The organism is Sporosarcina sp. P17b (genome assembly GCF_002743115.1).
Classification (GTDB): Bacteria; Bacillota; Bacilli; order Bacillales_A; family Planococcaceae; genus Sporosarcina; species Sporosarcina ureae_C.
The window spans coordinates 92,708-111,304 of record NZ_PDYP01000002.1; the positions used below are offsets into that span (position 1 = coordinate 92,708).

General features: G+C 40.4%; 15 protein-coding genes. 4 read left to right on the forward strand and 11 right to left on the reverse strand.

What is annotated here, in order from left to right; genetic code table 11:
- Positions 1-27 precede the first annotated feature (27 nt).
- Positions 28-1,014, reverse strand: a complete 987-nt coding sequence (locus tag CSV76_RS02470; protein ID WP_085426500.1) for a diaminopimelate dehydrogenase — start codon at positions 1,012-1,014, stop codon at positions 28-30.
- Between the two features lie 156 nt (positions 1,015-1,170).
- Here CSV76_RS02470 and CSV76_RS02475 point away from each other — a divergent pair, with 156 nt between their 5' ends.
- The gene (locus tag CSV76_RS02475) at positions 1,171-2,340 is read left to right on the forward strand and encodes an MFS transporter (protein WP_085426501.1); all 1,170 of its coding nucleotides are present in this window, start codon (positions 1,171-1,173) and stop codon (positions 2,338-2,340) included.
- Between the two features lie 282 nt (positions 2,341-2,622).
- Here the strand turns inward: CSV76_RS02475 and recQ are convergent, their stop codons facing one another.
- From recQ to pssA, 3 genes are all read right to left on the reverse strand, one after another.
- Positions 2,623-4,395, reverse strand: a complete 1,773-nt coding sequence (recQ, locus tag CSV76_RS02480; protein ID WP_099624797.1) for a DNA helicase RecQ — start codon at positions 4,393-4,395, stop codon at positions 2,623-2,625.
- Positions 4,396-4,425: 30 nt separating this feature from the next.
- Complete coding sequence (locus tag CSV76_RS02485; protein ID WP_085426502.1) at positions 4,426-4,845, reverse strand: hemerythrin domain-containing protein; 420 nt, start codon at positions 4,843-4,845, stop codon at positions 4,426-4,428.
- A 106-nt stretch (positions 4,846-4,951) separates the two neighbouring features.
- On the reverse strand, positions 4,952-5,485 hold the full coding sequence (pssA, locus tag CSV76_RS02490) for a CDP-diacylglycerol--serine O-phosphatidyltransferase (RefSeq protein ID WP_085426503.1): 534 nt from the start codon (positions 5,483-5,485) through the stop codon (positions 4,952-4,954).
- A gap of 57 nt (positions 5,486-5,542) precedes the next feature.
- On the opposite strand from pssA, the gene asd reads away from it, so the two are divergent.
- Positions 5,543-6,322, forward strand: coding sequence for an archaetidylserine decarboxylase (gene asd, locus CSV76_RS02495; RefSeq protein ID WP_099624652.1), 780 nt, complete (start codon positions 5,543-5,545; stop codon positions 6,320-6,322).
- Positions 6,323-6,339: 17 nt separating this feature from the next.
- Positions 6,340-6,828, forward strand: coding sequence for a DedA family protein (locus CSV76_RS02500; RefSeq protein WP_099624653.1), 489 nt, complete (start codon positions 6,340-6,342; stop codon positions 6,826-6,828).
- A 152-nt stretch (positions 6,829-6,980) separates the two neighbouring features.
- Here the strand turns inward: CSV76_RS02500 and cydC are convergent, their stop codons facing one another.
- The 5 genes from cydC to CSV76_RS02525 form a co-directional block, all read right to left on the reverse strand.
- On the reverse strand, positions 6,981-8,708 hold the full coding sequence (gene cydC, locus CSV76_RS02505) for a thiol reductant ABC exporter subunit CydC (RefSeq protein ID WP_099624654.1): 1,728 nt from the start codon (positions 8,706-8,708) through the stop codon (positions 6,981-6,983).
- On the reverse strand, positions 8,705-10,426 hold the full coding sequence (cydD, locus tag CSV76_RS02510) for a thiol reductant ABC exporter subunit CydD (RefSeq protein ID WP_099624655.1): 1,722 nt from the start codon (positions 10,424-10,426) through the stop codon (positions 8,705-8,707). The genes cydC and cydD overlap by 4 nt, the downstream gene beginning before the upstream one ends.
- Positions 10,426-11,442 (reverse strand): cytochrome d ubiquinol oxidase subunit II, encoded by a 1,017-nt coding sequence (cydB, locus tag CSV76_RS02515; protein WP_099624656.1) that lies wholly within the window; start codon positions 11,440-11,442, stop codon positions 10,426-10,428. The genes cydD and cydB overlap by 1 nt, the downstream gene beginning before the upstream one ends.
- Positions 11,429-12,832 carry a cytochrome ubiquinol oxidase subunit I gene (locus CSV76_RS02520; RefSeq protein ID WP_085428966.1) on the reverse strand — a complete coding sequence of 468 codons (1,404 nt, stop codon included), beginning with the start codon at positions 12,830-12,832 and terminating at the stop codon, positions 11,429-11,431. The genes cydB and CSV76_RS02520 overlap by 14 nt, the downstream gene beginning before the upstream one ends.
- 353 nt (positions 12,833-13,185) lie before the next feature.
- Positions 13,186-13,671, reverse strand: coding sequence for a hypothetical protein (locus CSV76_RS02525; protein WP_158232730.1), 486 nt, complete (start codon positions 13,669-13,671; stop codon positions 13,186-13,188).
- A gap of 343 nt (positions 13,672-14,014) precedes the next feature.
- On the opposite strand from CSV76_RS02525, the gene CSV76_RS02530 reads away from it, so the two are divergent.
- Positions 14,015-15,439, forward strand: coding sequence for a catalase (locus CSV76_RS02530; protein ID WP_233204399.1), 1,425 nt, complete (start codon positions 14,015-14,017; stop codon positions 15,437-15,439).
- Positions 15,440-16,124: 685 nt separating this feature from the next.
- Here CSV76_RS02530 and CSV76_RS02535 read toward each other — a convergent pair.
- Positions 16,125-16,940, reverse strand: a complete 816-nt coding sequence (locus tag CSV76_RS02535) for a DUF368 domain-containing protein (protein ID WP_085426510.1) — start codon at positions 16,938-16,940, stop codon at positions 16,125-16,127.
- 193 nt (positions 16,941-17,133) lie between these two features.
- Entirely contained in the window at positions 17,134-18,513 is a 1,380-nt protein-coding gene (locus CSV76_RS02540) for a polysaccharide deacetylase family protein (RefSeq protein WP_099624659.1), read from the reverse strand.
- Positions 18,514-18,597 lie beyond the last annotated feature (84 nt).

An 18,597-nucleotide genomic window follows, 5' to 3' on the forward strand; every position in this document is an offset into this window, starting at 1 on the left:
CTACATTCCAAAATAATTTGTCTGGTATTACAGTAATTCTTTGCGAATAGCTGCAGGTGATTTAGGTGATAACAAGCCTGGTGCGATATCATAAACTGTTTTCGCTCCAGTATCGCCTTTTTGCTGCAATTTATAAGCTGCTCTTGCATATGCGACAAGGACGCTTGATGTAAATTCGGGATTGCTATCTAATTTAAGCGAGAACTCTATGACTTGATCTGTGTGCTTACCCGTGTTGCCACTGCGAATGACGAAACCGCCATGTGGCATCTTAGCATGGTCAAGACGAAGTTCTTCTTCCGTAATAAAATGAACGGTCGTATCGTAATCTGCGAAGTAATCAGGCATCGTAACAATCGTTTCATGTACTTGATCTGCACTAGCTCCTTCTTCAAGAACGACATAACATTCACGTGTATGTTTATCTTTTGTCGAAAGCTCAGGGTGCTCACCGTTACGCACACGGTTGATCGCATCTTCAGCTGGCAATGTGTACTGAACGCCTGCTTTCACGCCGTCAACACGACGCACTGCATCTGAGTGACCTTGACTTAATCCTTTACCCCAGAACGTATACGTTTCACCTTCTGGCAAAATGGATTCACCCATTAAGCGGTTGATCGAAAATAAACCTGGATCCCATCCAACAGAAATGATAGCTGTTGTTCCTGCCTCTTTAGCCACTTCGTCAACTGCCGCGAAGTACTCAGGAATCTTGGCATGCGTGTCGAAGCTATCTACCGTTGTAAAGTGCTTTGCAAGGGCTGGCCCTTGTTCTGGCAAGTCGTTTTTAGAACCACCGCATAAAATCAAGACATCAATATCCTCTTTAAATGATTCTATTTCGTCCAGCTTATGAACGGGTACTTGCTCCGAAAGTAATTGTACGTCTTTCGGTTCTCTGCGCGTGAATACGCCAACTAATGTCATATCTTCATTTTGACTGATTGCTGACTCTACGCCACGCCCTAAATTACCGTAACCAGCGATTCCTACTCGAATTTCTTTCGTCAAGATCACTCATCCCCTTATGCTTTGTTGTTTACGTTGTTCATTTTACCGTGAAGGATGATAGATTGCGAATATTTATCTTTGAGCAGTTCAGTTCTATTCGAAAAGTTTCATGTTAAAATAGATAGTAGTTGAATTTTTTGTAAAGTGAGGATCATTATGCGCTTTTTTGTCTATCTAATTGTTTTCTTCTCGTTCTTTGATTTATTTTCACAGTTGCCCATCATGAGTCCGTTCGCTACAGGTCTCGGCGCTTCTGCTTTTATTGTCGGATTATCGGTCGGTATTTACTCGTTTGCGAATATTTTCGGTAATATCATTTCAGGTATTTTGACAGATCGCAAAGGACCATTCTATATTCTATTATTCGGTTTGTTCACATCCGCTTTGTCGTTGTTCTCATATGGATTGATTTCTGGTTCAGGAACATTAATCGGCATTCGTTTTGTGCACGGCTTAACGGAAGGTTTGATCATTCCAGCTGCCTTTACGTTTCTCGCGAATGGTTCCGAACGTTCCAAGCGTGGTAGAAATGCTGCAATCTCAGGTGCGTTTGTTGGACTTGCTGCCATTTTTGGACCTGCTTATAGCGGGATCGTTTCCGTTAAGACAAGCGTTGTAACGATCATGGCCATCAATGGGGTCTTCATGGTTCTACTGACAATTGGCGCCATTATATTTTTACGTTCGTTTACATACGTAAGAAAAGTAAAGACAGCAAAACAAAAAGCAGTCAAGCCGTTAGCGTTTTTCCGCCACCCAGGTATCATACGAGCTTTTCTTGGCGCGTTCTTCCTGATGTTCTCACAAGGCGTATTGGCCTTAGTACTCCCACTAAAAGTCGAGTACCTTCAGTTTGATGCAAAAACGACAGGCATGCTGCTAAGTGTTTTCGGTCTAGTCGCTGTGTTGATTTTCGTTTTGCCGATCAATCGTATTTTTGATATCGCTCGTCCGATGGTCACATTGGCAGTCGGCTTGATTTTGATGAGTGGCAGCATGTTGTTCTTATCACAAGTTGACGAACTGTCTTTGATGATGTTGGCGATGGTCGTCTATGGAACTGGATTCGCATTCCTGTTCCCTTCTATTAACTCATTGCTTATTGATTCTACGGAACCGGAAACAAGAGGGAAAGCGTACGGATTCTTCTATGCGTTCTTCTCGTTTGGCGTTGTAGTAGGATCTAGTGCTATCGGTATATTGGACTTGGAATTCCATCATGCCTTTATGCTTGCAAGTGCGATTTTGTTGATCGCAGCGATTTTCACATTAATCGGTTTGCGAAAAGATACTCGTCCATTCGAGGGTCAACGCTCTGCACAGTAAATAGTATAAAAAAGGTATGTCTGTTGAAGTCATTTGACTTTAATGGGCATACCTTTTTATATGGAGATTGTCGATTAATAGGTAATTTTTAAACTCGTTAAGTTCAAAAGCAAACGCTTGGAATAAGCGAGTTACTTAGTGAGTACGAAGGGATGGAAGCTCCAGTTGGCGGACGCGCCCCCATTCCTAACACCATTACGAGACTTCTAGTTCACAAACCTAGAAATGAAAAAGAAGATGCCACAGGAAGTCGTTGCTTCACGACCTTCTGGACACCTTCTATTACGCTTGCTGTGTTGAAAACGAATCGATAATCTCAAGGAACACTTCCCCGTAACGTTCAAGCTTCGTTTCGCCTACCCCTTGCACAGTTAATAACTCTTCATTAGTGGCAGGCATTTTGGCAACCATATCCCGTAATGTCTTGTCCGAGAAAATAACGAATGGTGGGACACCAGCTTCTTGTGCCAGTTTCAAACGCATCGCTCGCAGTTCGTTGAATAACGGATCGTCTTTAGCGACGACAGTTGTCACCATCTCGCCTTTACGCCAGACTTTTACTTTCCCTAATAAGACGTCTTTGCCATCTTCACTGACGAAAATAGTAGGATACGGCCCACTTTCAACTTGTAGATAATTCTTCGAAATCAAAAATTCGATAAAATCTGCCACGTCTTTGGCATTGCGCCCTTTCATCAATCCATATGTCGATAGCTCATCAAAGTTCAATTCTTTGAGCTTCTTATTTCTCGATCCTGTCAGTACTTGCGCAACCATCGTCTTACCGAAGCGTTGCCCCATGCGAATAACACAGGAAAGCACTTTTTGCGTATCAACAGTTACATCAAACTGCTCGCGCGTGTCGGTGCAGTTACCGCAACGACCACAATCTTCAACGTCATCTTCGCCAAAATACTTGATGATATGTTTTTGCAGACAGCCTTCTGTATGGCAGTAATCTACCATCACTTGCATCTTTTTAATTTCATTCGATACACGGGAAGGATCTGGAGACTGTTCGATGAGGAAGCGTTGTGTTAAGACGTCTTGCGAAGAGAATAACAAATAACAATCACTGTCAAGCCCGTCACGCCCTGCTCTTCCAGCTTCCTGATAATAACTTTCCATATTCTTCGGCATTTGATAATGAATGACGTAGCGAATATTGGATTTATCGATTCCCATACCGAACGCGTTAGTCGCGACCATCACGCGTGCATCTTCCATGATGAATCGGTCTTGTTGCTGTTGGCGTTCATCAATTGATAACCCTGCATGATACTTTGCAGCTGGAACACCACTTTTTTCAAGTAATAAATAAACTTGCTCCACTGCTTTTCTAGTAGCAGCATAAATAATGCCCGATTCATTTTTGTTTTTCATAACATATTCTTTAACGAATTGATCTCGATTTTGACCTTTGACTACAGAGAACACCAAATTGCTTCTTTCGAAACCTGTTACGACACGACTTACAGGCGGGATATGCAATTGCTGGCATATATCATCCTGAACTTCCGGTGTAGCTGTTGCGGTTAGTGCAAGAACAATGGGCCGGTTGTTTAAATAATCAAAGATACGATGGATATTTCGATAACTCGGTCGGAAATCATGTCCCCATTGTGAAATACAATGCGCTTCGTCGATCGCGATCAGTGGAATCGTCATTTTTTGCAATTGGTTGAGAAAGGATTCGGAATCCAATCGCTCTGGAGCCACATATAACAGTTTATATTTCCCTTCAAGTGCGTTGTCCATTGTACCAAAATATTCTTCTGTCGAGAGCGTACTATTAATATACGCTGCAGGAATACCTAACTGATGCAATGCATCGACTTGGTCTTTCATCAAGGAAATAAGCGGCGAGATGACAAGAACGGTTCCTTCCATCGCTAGCGCAGGTACTTGATAACAAACAGACTTACCGCCACCTGTGGGCATGACGCAAAGTGAATCATCACCTTGCAATACTTGATCGATGACTCGTTGTTGTCCCTCACGAAATGCTGAATAGCCAAAATACTTGTCCAATATATCTAACGGATTTTGAATGATCGCTACCACCTCCTCTTAGTCATTCATGTTTTATGATTCAAATAATATCCGTTCTTCTTCTCGGCTATGTAATTCATTCACTACAATTAATCCGTTGAACTTTTGTAGAATTTCAGGTGTCACAGTTGGATCTTCTTCTCGCAACGCTTCTATATCTGCTACGAGTATTCGCATGAGATCATGATCTCGTGTGAGTTGAATAATATCTCGTTCGAGTTCAGGTTTTTCTTCCACCATTTGTTTGTAGAAACCTTCTTCTTCCGCATCTGCATGACTGATGACTCGTGTCTTCCAATAATCCAATAAATGATCGCAAGCTTGCTGAACCATTTCTGTTTCACCTTGTTCGAAGTACTCCAATAAATCATCTGTTTTCATGACGGCTCCCGAGAGTCCGCCTTCATGAATAGCCTTATGTGAATGAAGCTGTCTTAATGCGGGTCCTGACATAGTGACCACTCCTTATAGTTTTCTTAAGCATAACAGAATTCATGTTTTAGTGATAGTTTCCCCTAATGAAAAATGCCTCGCAGAAACTTTCTCCGCAAGACATTATTTATACTTTTGCTATACGAAAGCGACTGACCATCAACCAAGCTAGCACACACATATAAATCACAAAATAAGGTGCGATCAAATACGGTACGGCAAAATATCCCAATGTAAGCAATACTCCAGCTGCAGTAATAGGCAAGCCATAATAAGAACCGTCAAACTCTTCTACATTATAGCGAGCCAAACGAACAGCACCTGCTAAAATATAAAAAATTACAGCGGACAAGCCAATCCACATCGTATCGGACAATGCTGTAGAATATAGTAGAATAGCAGGAGCTACTCCAAAAGAGACTAGATCACTAAGTGAGTCAAGTTCCTTGCCGAAAGCTGATTCCGCTTGGTAGTGCCTAGCTACCATACCGTCAAACCGATCAAATAAAGCAGCAAAGAAAATAAACATTAAACTCATATGCGCATGACCCTGTAGCACAAGCAATATCGCTATAATCCCTAAACTCAAATTAAAAAGTGTAATGATATTCGCCAATTGGGATTTTAGTTTAGTATAATCAAAATATCTAAATGAAAACAAATTACAGCCTCCTTATTATATCTCTCTAGTATATGCTTTTAATGAAAGGAAGAAAAGATGAAAACACGTATTTTTAAATCATTTGTTGAATTAACCGGATCACCGATCGGTTCTGCTTTGCTAAAACAATTAACTACTTCACGAATTAGTAAACCGTTAATCAAGCCTTTTGCATCTTTTTATCATATTCAACTAGACGAAGCTAAATACTCAATAGAGCAATATAAGAGTCTTAATGACTTTTTTACTCGCTCATTACAACCTGGTAAAAGACCGATTGACAACCATCCAAACAGTTTGATTTCACCAGTAGATGGTGTACTTAGCGATTCAGGAATGATAGACTCGCAACAGCAATTTATAGTAAAAGACAAAACATATAGTCTGACTTCACTGCTTGGTGACTCAAAAAAAGCTTCTCGCTATACACATGGCTATTATTATTTATTTTACCTTTCACCTAGACATTACCACCATTTCCACTACCCTGTTTCAGGAACGTTAGTGAACCGTTATGCATTAGGTTCTACTTCGTATCCTGTTAACGATTTAGGTATTCGTATGCGTAAAGATGTATTTTCTTCCAATCACAGGGTTATTTCTGAGCTTTCCACAGATTTTGGACAGGTGGCAATTGTTAAGGTTGGTGCATTAAATGTAAATAGTGTCCGCATTGCAAATTCTGAAACTACTTGTGAAAAAGGACAAGATTTTGGTCATTTTGCATTTGGTTCTACTGTTATTTTATTCATTGAACAGAGTAATATATTTACGCCCGAAGAAATGCCTTTTACAGAAGTCCAAGTTGGTGATAGGATCGGAGTGTGGCAATCTTAAGTAGATGAGGTTTTATTATGGAACATCTCCAAGAATATATAGTGCAGTATGGCTATCTTTCTATATTTTTCTTTTTGGCTCTTGGTATTTTCGGGTTGCCTATGCCGGATGAGTTGCTTGTAGCATTTGCCGGTTATTTAACTTCAGCAGGTACATTTCATTTTGTATTCACGATAATCTTTACAATATCCGGTGTAATGGTCGGAACATTGTTCACGTATATGATTGGTAGAAAAGTTGGTAAACCTTTAATTCGGCGTTTTGGAAATTACTTCTTCCTCACGCCTCGACGTATGCAAAAGATTGAGCGTTGGTTTATGACCTATGGCTCGTGGACGGTGACTTTCGGTTATTTTGTTCCGGGCATGCGCCATTTAATTTGTTATATTTCAGGCATGAGTGGCATGAGCATTCGACGATATGTGTTGTTCGCCATTCCAGGCGTTATTGTTTCCACTACGGTATGCTTATTGCTTGGCTACTTCATCCGTCTACCTTTTTTCTAAACGCTAGCGAATGAAAGCAGATGGCATAGTTTTTTAAACATATCTTTTACCTTCTCGATAGTAAAATTTAAAAGGACGACACCATTTCTGCTTAAGAAATGGTGTCGTCCTTTTTATAAATCGTTCTTAGTCTGAATTGTAATTCAAGAAATTCACATACCTTGATCCAATGCATATAGCTGTCGATATCTTTCATTCGTAGCTAATAATTCTTTATGTGTCCCATCCATGATGATTTCACCATGATCCATGAAAATAATACGATCCATTTTTTCCATACCCATTAAATGATGTGTGATCCATACGACCGTTTTATCTTGTAGAGAGTGATGAAGAGTTTCTACAAGAGAGTGTTCAGTCACTGGATCTAACCCAACAGTCGGCTCATCTAAAACGACAACCGGCGTTTGTTTCAACAAAATTCTTGCCAGTGCAAAACGTTGACGCTCTCCACCTGAGAATCGTTGTCCTGTTTCTTCCATTTGAGTTTTCAAGCCTTCAGGAAGTGATTGCAAATACTCATATAAACCTACTTTTTCCGCTACTCGTTGTACATCTTCAGTAGTAGCGAATGCATCGCCAAGTTTAATATTATTTTGAACAGTTGTTGCGAAAAGATAAGGATTTTGATTTAAGACGCTCATCATCTCATATATAGAGTCTCCATACAGCGATGCAGGTTTCTGATTGACATGTACATGTCCGCTTGTTGGCTGAACTGTGCCTAATAAAAGCTGTATGAGAGTAGACTTACCCGCGCCACTTTTACCAAGTACAGCAACTTTTTCTCCAGGTTGAATCGTCAGTGAAATATGCTGAACCGCATTTTCTTTCTGACCTTCATACCGATAACTTACATTGTCGAGTTCAATAGTCGCTTCTTCTACATTACCAAGCTCCATTGCTTTTTGATCCACTGCAGTATTTTGCTGATGGATCGCATCAATCCTTTGCAAGGATGCTTCATAAGCAGGTAAACGTTCTATTGCAAACGATATGGGAATCAATCCTTCTAAAATCGGCAACGTAACCAATGTAAATGCAGCGATATACGTTGGCGCCAATGAACCTGCTGCCGCTTGCTGTCCTGCCCATACTCCGACGACTAAGACTAGTAGCCCTGAGAAAATTTGCAATTGCATCGTCCGAGACTGTTGCCAATACGCCAGTTTTTTATCAATAGCATGGCTTGCATGACTTTCCTCTTTAAATGACGCAAGGAATTGTTCTTTCCTGCCACTGATGATCCAGTCACGTAAACCAAAAATACCTTCTGTCATCGTATTATACAACTGACTGTGAAGTTTTTTCGATTGCAGCTGGTTTTTCTTCATCATATAAAGTGACAGCATAGGATACATAAACGTCACGATTGCTAGTAACACAGCCATAATAAGCGCAAACTTCCAGTCATAGATTGCCAGCACAATTACAGAGAAACTGAATAAAAACAAACCAATGACAGTCGGAAACAGCGTACGGATGTAGACGTCTTGTAAATGTTCAATATCATCCGCTAGTGCACCAAGTAAATCGCCTGTTTGAAAACGTGAACGAATGAATAATGCTTGCGGCTCCAGTACATGATATAGCTGCACCCGCATATCGGCAATAATTTTTAATACGGCATTATGGCCAAGCAAACGCTCTACGTATCGTAAGGCTGCACGCGAAATACCGAATGTTCGAACTGCTACGATCGGAATATAAACGAGTAATATCGTTTCAGGCCTTTCCGATGTACGGGATATTAAATATCCTGATGTAAAGGTCAACATCGCAGCCGAAAGTATAGTCAGTGTTCCTAGAAGTATAGTAGATAGTATGGTTTTGTTATATTTACGGGCATAGGGAAGTATATGTTGTTGGTACAAGTTCATACAGCATGCCCCCTTCCACGCGCTTCAAGTAAACGACAATAAGCTCCGTCTTGTTTCAATAATTGTTCGTGAGAGCCCGTTTCTACCACTTTACCGTTTTCAAGTACTACTATGATATCCATTTCCTGCATCCAATGAATACGATGCGTAGCAAACACAACGAGTTTATCTTTTAGAAGCGGTAAAATCATTTGCTTTAATTCATGCTCTGTTTCAATATCTAAGTGTGCAGTCGGCTCATCGAATAATAAAATCTGACGACGTTGCAGTAACGAACGCGCTAAAGCAATCCGTTGTTCTTCCCCACCACTAAGCACGCGTCCACCCGCACCGATCCGTTCTTCGTAACCTAATGGGAATGTCGCAATTAACTGATCCAAACCTACACGTTCTGCTGCATCCTGTACTTCCTGCAAAGAAGCGTCGGGTTCATAAAAGCGAATATTTCCAATGACAGTATCCGGAAATATCGTTGGATGTTGTGGAATGTAAGCAATTTGATTTTGCCAGTCTGCAACAGCGAGATGCGGTAATTCTTGTCCGTCAAGCCTAAAACTGCCGGCCGTCGGAAGTGTGAATCCAGATAGTACATCAATCAACGTTGACTTTCCTGCACCTGAATGTCCGATGACACCTACTTTTGTAAATCCATTTAATTCTAGATTCAAGTCTTCAAAAATGGTTTGTTCCCCCATTTTGACTTCGACCGTACGCAATTCAAGTCTTGATTTGTCATTCCAAGCTGCAATCGGTGAAGCAACTACTGGCTGAACCTTTGTTTCCTCTTCTAATATACTGTGGATTTGTAAGCTCGCGTCCTTACCATCAGCTGTCGCATGGAAGTCATTCCCCAACTCTCTAACAGGTGAGAAAAATTCCGGCGCTAAAATCAAAATAGCTAATGATGGTTCAAGAAGAATTTGTCCATTGATCAATCGCAGGCCAAGTTCAACCGCCACTACCGCTACGGAAAGACTTGCAAAGAAATCCAATGAAAATGAAGATAGAAACGCATAGCGCAATGAACGATTTGTCGCAATGCGGTATTTATTGCTTACAATCGCAATAGATTCTTCGTGTGCTCGGCTGCGTCCCAAGTATTTCAACGTCACAATACCCCGTAAAGAGTCAACGAAATGCCGAGATAATAAACGGTACGTATCCATCTGTTCATCAATTTTCTTCTTCGAAACCAATCCGATCAAAATTAAGAAAATGATGAGAATTGGCAAGACTATAATGAGCGTCACAGCTGACATAATATCTAGAGTAAAGACATATACCACAATGACAAACGGAACAATGGCCATCGCTAACGTCCGCGGTATAAGCAATTCTACATACTTTCTGAACTTCGGGACACCTTCTAAACCAAGCGTCACCAAATGTCCAGAACCATATTTCCCCACAACTTGAGGACCAAGATCAAAGATTTTCTTTACTAATTGTTGCTCATAATCCTTTGCTGTTAGATCGGCAAAGCGATATGAAATCCGTTCCTTCGCCCATTGGATCACGTGACGTACACTGTTTGCTACGACAAAAATCACAAATGACCGAAGTGCTTCACTCCAATCTGCACCTTGGAACAATTGTGTAATCGCTTTTGCTAAATAAATCGCTTGAAAAACAATGGCAATAGACTGAACTACAGTAAGTAGTCCAATCAATGCCATCACTTGTTTACTTCCTTTGTATTGAAGCAAGTATTTATCCATTAGTATTCTAGATGCTCCTTATCACCTGTCAACCGTTTACGGAACACGTAATAACTCCAAATTGTATACGCCAAAACGATTGGCACCATAGTAAACGCTACGATCGTCATGATTTTCAGTGAATATTCTCCTGAAGCTGCTTCTGCAATCGACATATTAAATGCAGGATCCATTGAGCTGATCATCACATTCGGGAATAGCGCGATGAAAAAGTTAGCCATAACAATGATTAACACTAAACCAGTCATTGTAAAGCTCAGTCCTTCTCGTTTAGTTTTCAAGAAGAAGAACAGTAAACCGTACAATATAACCGCCAAACTATACAGAGGAATCAAAATAGCTCCATGATCTGTAAAGGCGTCTGTGTCCAAATATGTGAAGATGATGAACAATACGAGGAACACGCCCGTCAATGCATACACTTTACGTGCCGCTGTATTTGCTCGCTCTCGTAACTCGTCTACCGTTTTCAATCCAATGAACAGCAACCCGTGCAAATACGATAATAGAACAAACGTCACACCGCCAATAACTGTGTAGACATTTACGAAATCGGTAAAGCTCGCATACATGTTCATATCTCTATCAATCGGTAATCCACGGATTAAACTCGTGAAGAACACCCCAAATAGGAATGGTGGTAAGATACTACCGATGAAAACAGCCCAGTCCCATGTTTTGACCCAAGCTTCTGAATCCACTTTATTGCGAAACTCAAAGGCAACGCCTCGTATGATGAAAGCCAATAACAGGACGACGAAAGGAAGATAAAACCCACTGAACGCTGTCGCATACCAGTGTGGGAAAGCTGCAAACATCGCGCCCCCTGCAGTAATCAGCCACACTTCATTCGCATCCCAAACAGGTCCGATTGTATTCATCACGACCCGCTTTTCCAAATCATTACGTGCTAGGAACTTCGTGCTCATTCCTACACCAAAGTCAAACCCTTCCAAAAAGATAAATCCTGTGAAGAGGACACCGATCAATATAAACCAGATATCACTTAATGGCATGTCCTGCACCCCCTGTTTCAAACGGATCTGTTGCCGATACATCCTCTTCCGGCTGCTCTTCTGGACCTCGTTGAATAAATTTCACAAATAATACGACCATGATGATACCTAGGATCGTATAAATAGTAGAGAAAGAAATGAGTGAAAACAGAATCTGCCCCGCTGAAACGTTTGGTGAAATACCATCAGCCGTTTTCATCAAACCGTTTACTACCCAAGGTTGTCTTCCCATTTCAGACATGATCCAACCAAATGAGTTACCTATGAACGGTAAGAATATCCCTACTATTAGAAGTCGCAAGAACCAAACAGATTCTACTATCTTCTTACGGAACAACAAGAATAGACCCATTGCACCTAACCCTAGTAGTGTTCCGCCCGTAACCACCATTATACGGAAGCTCCAAAATGTTGTTTTCACTGGTGGAAGATATTCGCCTTCTCCATGCTTATCAATCATTTGTTGTTCCAGTGCGTTCATACCTGAAACTTTCCCTTTAAATTCACTATATGTTAAATAGCTCAACATGTAGGGTATATCGATACGTTTCGTTGTCTCACGATTTTCCACGTCAATCTTGGCGAACAACGTCCAAGCAGCCGGGTCTCCACTATCTTCCCACAGCGCTTCCGCTGCAGCCATTTTCATTGGTTGAGCATGCATCAAATACTGTGCTTGTGCGTGACCAGTAAATGCTATTCCAAGACCTGATAACATACCGACTACTAGTGAAATCGTTAAAGACTTCTTAAAGAAATCTACTTTACGTTTTTTTATCAAGTACCATGCGCTGACACCAACTACGAAGAATGCACCGGTAGCAAAACTACCAAAAATCGTATGTGGGAACGCAACCCATAGTTTTTCATTTGTTAAGACAGCCACAACATCATTCATTTCCGCACGGCCATTTTGTAATACATAACCTGTTGGATTTTGCATGAACGAATTCGCAGCTAAAATCCAGAAGGCTGACATGACCGTACCGATCGATACTAACCAAATACACGCTAAGTGTAATTTCTTCGGAAGCTTATTCCAACCGAAGATCCAAATCCCAATAAATGTAGACTCTAAGAAGAATGCTAGTAACGCTTCTACTGCTAGTGGAGCTCCGAAGATATCTCCAACGAATCTCGAGTAGGCTGACCAGTTCATTCCGAATTGAAACTCTTGAATGATTCCCGTTACTACACCAATCGCAAAGTTTATAAGAAAGAAAACACTCCAGAATTTCGTCATTTTTAAGTAAATTTCATCTTTCTTCACTACATACATCGTTTGCATGATCGCAATGATCAGTGCCAGGCCGATGGACAAAGGGACGAAAATGAAGTGAAACAATGTAGTAGATGCGAATTGGATTCTAGCTAATAAGACTTCTTCCAACATGTTGTTGATCTCCTTTCGATCTGTGTTTCTATTACCTAGAATAACGCAGAAGGAAAAAAAGTTCGTGAAGTATGTACGATATTCCTGTTACAAACCTGCGAACTTATGTCAAAACTGTCTATAAGTTATGGCAGCTTTGTAACAAGTTCCAAAAAGTGCCGGTTTGAATGGATTTCAGTGGATTTCCTCTCTAAATCTACCAGTAGCAGTTGTTTGAAAGCGAGAAGACAATTCACATTAGGCGAAAGTCTTCTGCCTGTAATGTCAATAAACGGTACCTCCCTCTTTCTTTAACCACGCTAATATATAAAAAAACTTGCTACCTATATAGTAGGAAGCAAGTTGTTAATTTAGATTTTATCTATTACTTTCATAATCTCATCATAATCAGGGTGTCCTTTATGCAGATGTATAATGAAGTTATCTATTCGTCTTACGGCTAATTTCTCTGTCTTACTACCAATATATACAGGAAGATTCCCTGTCTCGTCGACTATTTCCAAACGCTTGTCAGATGGATCTAATTTATAGAGATGTAATGGAAGTAAAGCATCGCCGTTAATATTCAATGTCATGCCACTTTCCGCCCTAAACATATCGATTGCTGCTTCTGCTGGTTCGCTTACTGTGAATCCTGCTACCTCGAGTTGACTAACCACTTCTTGAAATATCTTTTCATCTTCCACAGCAGGAACTATGATTTCCTCTTCTTCTAAAATCTCAGGAGTTAGTTCAGGTGTCTTTTCTTTTGGTGCTGCTTCTTCTTTGTCACTGCAGGCTACTAACGCTACCGATAAACAGCTAAGTACAACGGCATACAAAATCCATTTCTTCATAAAGCTCATAGATTGATGTCCTTTCTATTAAAACAATTTCTATTATTATTATACATCATTCTACAATTATACTTAATTTAATTCGTATTTCTAGACAAATGGTTGGCAACGAATTATGATGAATATACAGTACATAATAACCTATACTTATTAATAATTATTACCAGTTGATAATTATTATAAATAAGGCTATCTTTTTTGATTTAGCTTTAGTATAATAGTATTCATAGATTATAAACCAACAACCGGGGAGGAATGTATTTTGAATAACAATGATAGTAATTCTCAAAAAAGAAAACTAACAACCGCTGCGGGTGCACCTGTAGTTGATAACCAAAACTCTATGTCAGCGGGTCCACGTGGCCCACTTTTATTACAAGATGTATGGTTGCTTGAGAAATTGGCGCATTTTGACCGTGAAGTAATTCCTGAACGTCGTATGCACGCAAAAGGCTCTGGAGCATATGGTACTTTCACTGTAACGCATGATATTACAAAATATACGAAAGCAAAGCTATTCTCAGAGATTGGTAAACAAACTGAGATGTTCGCACGCTTCTCCACTGTTGCGGGCGAACGTGGTGCAGCAGATGCAGAGCGCGATATCCGCGGATTTTCTTTGAAGTTCTATACTGAAGAAGGAAACTGGGACATGGTCGGGAACAATACACCTGTATTCTTCTTCCGTGATGCATTGCAATTCCCTGACTTGAATCACGCAGTAAAACGTGATCCACGTACAAACTTACGTAGCCCAACAAACAACTGGGATTTCTGGACTGGACTTCCTGAAGCATTACACCAAATTACTATTTTAATGAGCGACCGCGGTATTCCTCGTTCATTCCGTGAAATGCACGGTTTTGGTAGCCACACATTCAGCATGATCAATGCAAACAACGAACGCCACTGGGTGAAGTTCCACTTCCGTTCCCAGCAAGGTATTGAAAACATGACAGATGAAGAGGCTGCAGCAACAGTTGCAACAGATCGTGAAAGTTCACAACGCGATTTGCTAACTAACATCGACAATGGCAATTTCCCTAAATGGAAAATGTACATTCAAGTTATGACAGAAGAAGAAGCAATGAACATGCCATACAATCCATTTGACTTAACAAAAGTTTGGTATAAAAAAGACTTCCCTTTAATTGAAGTCGGTGAATTTGAATTGAACCGCAATCCTGAAAACTACTTTGCTGAAGTAGAGCAAGCAGCATTTACACCAGCAGCGGTCGTTCCAGGTATTGGATTCTCACCTGATAAGATGTTACAGGCTCGTCTATTCTCTTATGGCGATGCACAACGTTACCGTTTAGGTGTCAATCATCACCAGATTCCTGTTAACGCACCTAAATGTCCGTTCCACAGCTTCCACCGCGATGGTGCAATGCGCGTTGATGGCAATTTAGGCTCTACTACTCACTACGAGCCAAACAGCTACGGTGAGTGGCAAGAACAGCCGGACTTCAAAGAGCCGCCACTAAAAATTCATGGCGACGCAGACCACTGGGATTTCCGTGAAGATGATGATGATTACTTCACACAACCAGGAAAGTTGTTCAATTTATTGAACTTGAAGGAGCAGCAGCGTTTATTTGATAATACTGCGCGTAATATGGGTGATGCACCGAAAGAGATTAAAATCAAGCATATTCGCCACTGCTACTTGGCAGATCCGAAATACGGTGAAGGTGTAGCAAAAGCTTTGGATATTCCAATGGCTGATGTAGATATTGAAAACACGACAACGATTGTTGAAGAGTAAGTTTATATAAAAAAGAGATGTCCCGAAAGTTACAATGGGGCATCTCTTTTATTATGGGATCGAGTTTATAATCTAATGAAGAGTTAAGTTCAAGGGCGATTGCTTTAGAAGTTGAGAGCGAGTTTGTGAATGGTTCGGGATGGAAGCTCCAGTTGGGGGATGCTTTCCTATGGGCCCGCGGTGAGCCAACCAAGTCGCTGTGCTCCTTTTTGGTTGTCTCACCTGATCGGGCTGATCCATCAGGAGTCACCCCCAACTTCCGCTACCATCCTTCTTATTGTGTGGAGGTACTTAGATAACTCACTGAAGTTGGTAACTGAATTATGATTGTGTTTTTGATTTATTTAAATTCAAGACCAAAATTACAATACCTATTACAAGCTTAAATTTAATGCGTCACAAAGATTATCTTTTCTAACTTTGCAAGATATTGGAGTGGCAAGCGGCTCTGGGCGAATTAGTGGAACAGGTGAAACACCCGCCCTCCAGAACGCATCCGACTAGAGCGAGGGCCATAGCGAAGTACGGCTTTTGCGAGCATAAACGAAGCGTTGAGAGAACATCATTTACAATCCAAATTCCAACTACTATCTCTCTTCTCCTCTCCTCATAATTTCTTACATTAAAAAGAAGCTATCACTAGATGTCATAAAAGTAATGACTTCTTCGATAGCTTCTTTTCATTCTATGCTTTATCGCCTACACCATTTAAAATGTTAGCAATCAACAGCCCAAGTACGATGGCGATTACACTCATGACGAACGGTGTACCACTCTCAGGCATTCCTGGGAAAATTACGAAAATCGACCCTAGGATTAATCCTATGATGACAGCAAACATTCCCGTGTGGAAATGGGAAAGTAAATAACGTATGACTTTACTGCTAATGATAAATCCAAATACGATTCCGCATCCTGTTGCAATGATAATCGGTATATTAAAGTCTGATATTGCCGTAATGACCGTCGCATAAACGCCTAGCAACAGCAAAACGAATGATCCACTTACTCCTGGTAATAGCATTGCCATACTGCCTGCCCATCCTGAAAGGAATAAGATGATAGTACTCTTAACTGTTAGATGTGTAATAGTTATTGGAGCAATAGGATTCAAAAAAGCGGTAGAAGCCAATGCTGCGGCCACTAGTAGCATTAATATTATATGATGTAATTTAAAATTTTGTTTTAAGCCTGCTTGCTTTGAAACAAATGGAATGACACCAATAATTAATCCTAAAAAGAAGTACTGAGTAGGTTCGTGATAATGCTTCAGCAAATATGAGATGACCTTACTGAATAGAACGATCGTTGCGCCCATTCCGATACCAAGAGGTAGAAGAAATCCGATATGCTTCTTCCAGTCCTTACTAAAAAATCCGCTAATCGAGATGAGTAACTGATCATAGATCCCTAATATGAATGCAATTGTTCCGCCACTAACTCCAGGAACCAAGTCACTGATTCCCATCAAAAAACCACGATATAAATTTCTCCATTCCATGCCTGTTGTTCCCCCAATGATTTCATTCCGTTTAGTATATCATGCTGTGCTGCACTATTTACAGTTCACAACTATTTCTTTTCTTTAGATATTACAACTGTTTGAACACTATATGAATATCCGTACCTAAATAGGACTATATAAAACAAAAGTTGTTCCATTGTTAAACTAAAACAATGAAACAACTTCACGATTAATAATCGTCCATTTCAGATACTGTCACGAATTTATAGCCTTGAGACTGTAGATTCTCGAGCACCGCGTCCAGTCCATCTGCTGTAGATTTATGAATATCATGCATTAAAATTATGCTTCCTGCACGGGTTGCTTCCGTAACATGTTCTAATAACAGCTCTGGATCATGATGCTCCCAGTCTAATGTATCCACGTTCCATAACACCACAGGTAATTTCGTGCTTTCTCGTACACGATCATCAATAGCCCCATATGGCGGTCTGAAAACAGTAGCCGTTTTTCCTGTAGCTGCTTTTATTATATCTGAGGTACCTGTCACTTCACTTAAAAGTTCAGTATCCGTAACCCCGGTCAATGAAGGGTGATTCCATGAGTGATTACCTATCTCATGGCCAGCTTCTGCTACCTTCTTGGCAATTGCAGGGTATGAATGGACTCTATTGCCAAGCATAAAGAATGTAGCTTTCGCATTGTATTTATCAAGTGTTTTTAAAATTCTTTCTGTATATATAGGATCCGGTCCATCATCAAACGTCAACGCAATCGTCTTTTCTTTTTTGGTATCATCTGTTGCTACTTGGAACCTCTTCGCAATGAATGGATTCAATTTATTCAATGGAATCTCTACTGTTGCCGGTCCAGCTTGACGTTTAGTAAATTCACCAGTTCCAAAGTATAAAATTAAGGAATCATCGGTTAAAGCAAAGTTCTGATAGTTTACCCACATCGGCTCTGTTGGTTGCCACACGCTTTCGTCAATCACATCATCCTTAAGTAAAGGACTATGATGAATTTCGTCACGTACTACACTCGCCATACGCTTTAACTTTTCCAGGTTATGATCCACAATATCCTGAATCGCTAATTCGTTGCCAGTTTCAGGATTGATATGAAACGTATGCATTTCCACTTGACTATCCTGATCAGCAAAATATGTCACAGCCCGCATGACAAACGAATAGTTCCCCGAAAGATGCTGAAGCGTTTCAAAAGATACATCCAACTTTGACACTCGGTTATTCTTTTTTTGCTCTGTAGCATACGTTGTTTTTAATTCTTCTACATAATCTAGCACTTGTTGATTGAACCCATCATACTCGGTTTGTGGATAGTGAATGGTAAACGGATACTGTGCACCATTAGCTGTCTCCACAAACTCTTTAATTCCTGGATAGGATGATGTAATGGACTCTACTGCTACTTCTTGTTTTGGCTCAGGTATAATCTCGTGCGTTGCTTGTTTAATAGGCCCTTGATCTTTAGGGTTTTTCATTACATTCATTATTAATATAAAAGCAACAGATGTCATGACGACAATCGCTATGATAAATATCTTGTCAATCCATGGTGAACGTCGTTTTGTATTTGTGATTTTCATAAAAAACTCCTTTATAACACAGCGCCCTACATTTAAGAGCTAATTACAATTTATTTGTAATTGACCTACTATACCCTTTAAAAC

Bases quoted from the DNA above. Each gene is read 5' to 3' on its own strand.
- CSV76_RS02475 (WP_085426501.1), top strand. From the start codon at position 1,171: ATGCGCTTTTTTGTCTATCTAATTGTTTTCTTCTCGTTCTTTGATTTA.
- CSV76_RS02485 (WP_085426502.1), bottom strand. From the start codon at position 4,845: ATGTCAGGACCCGCATTAAGACAGCTTCATTCACATAAGGCTATTCAT.
- asd (WP_099624652.1), top strand. From the start codon at position 5,543: ATGAAAACACGTATTTTTAAATCATTTGTTGAATTAACCGGATCACCG.
- CSV76_RS02500 (WP_099624653.1), top strand. From the start codon at position 6,340: ATGGAACATCTCCAAGAATATATAGTGCAGTATGGCTATCTTTCTATA.
- cydC (WP_099624654.1), bottom strand. From the start codon at position 8,708: ATGAACTTGTACCAACAACATATACTTCCCTATGCCCGTAAATATAAC.
- cydD (WP_099624655.1), bottom strand. From the start codon at position 10,426: ATGGATAAATACTTGCTTCAATACAAAGGAAGTAAACAAGTGATGGCA.
- cydB (WP_099624656.1), bottom strand. From the start codon at position 11,442: ATGCCATTAAGTGATATCTGGTTTATATTGATCGGTGTCCTCTTCACA.
- CSV76_RS02525 (WP_158232730.1), bottom strand. From the start codon at position 13,671: ATGAAGAAATGGATTTTGTATGCCGTTGTACTTAGCTGTTTATCGGTA.
- CSV76_RS02530 (WP_233204399.1), top strand. From the start codon at position 14,015: ATGTCAGCGGGTCCACGTGGCCCACTTTTATTACAAGATGTATGGTTG.
- CSV76_RS02535 (WP_085426510.1), bottom strand. From the start codon at position 16,940: ATGGAATGGAGAAATTTATATCGTGGTTTTTTGATGGGAATCAGTGAC.
- CSV76_RS02540 (WP_099624659.1), bottom strand. From the start codon at position 18,513: ATGAAAATCACAAATACAAAACGACGTTCACCATGGATTGACAAGATA.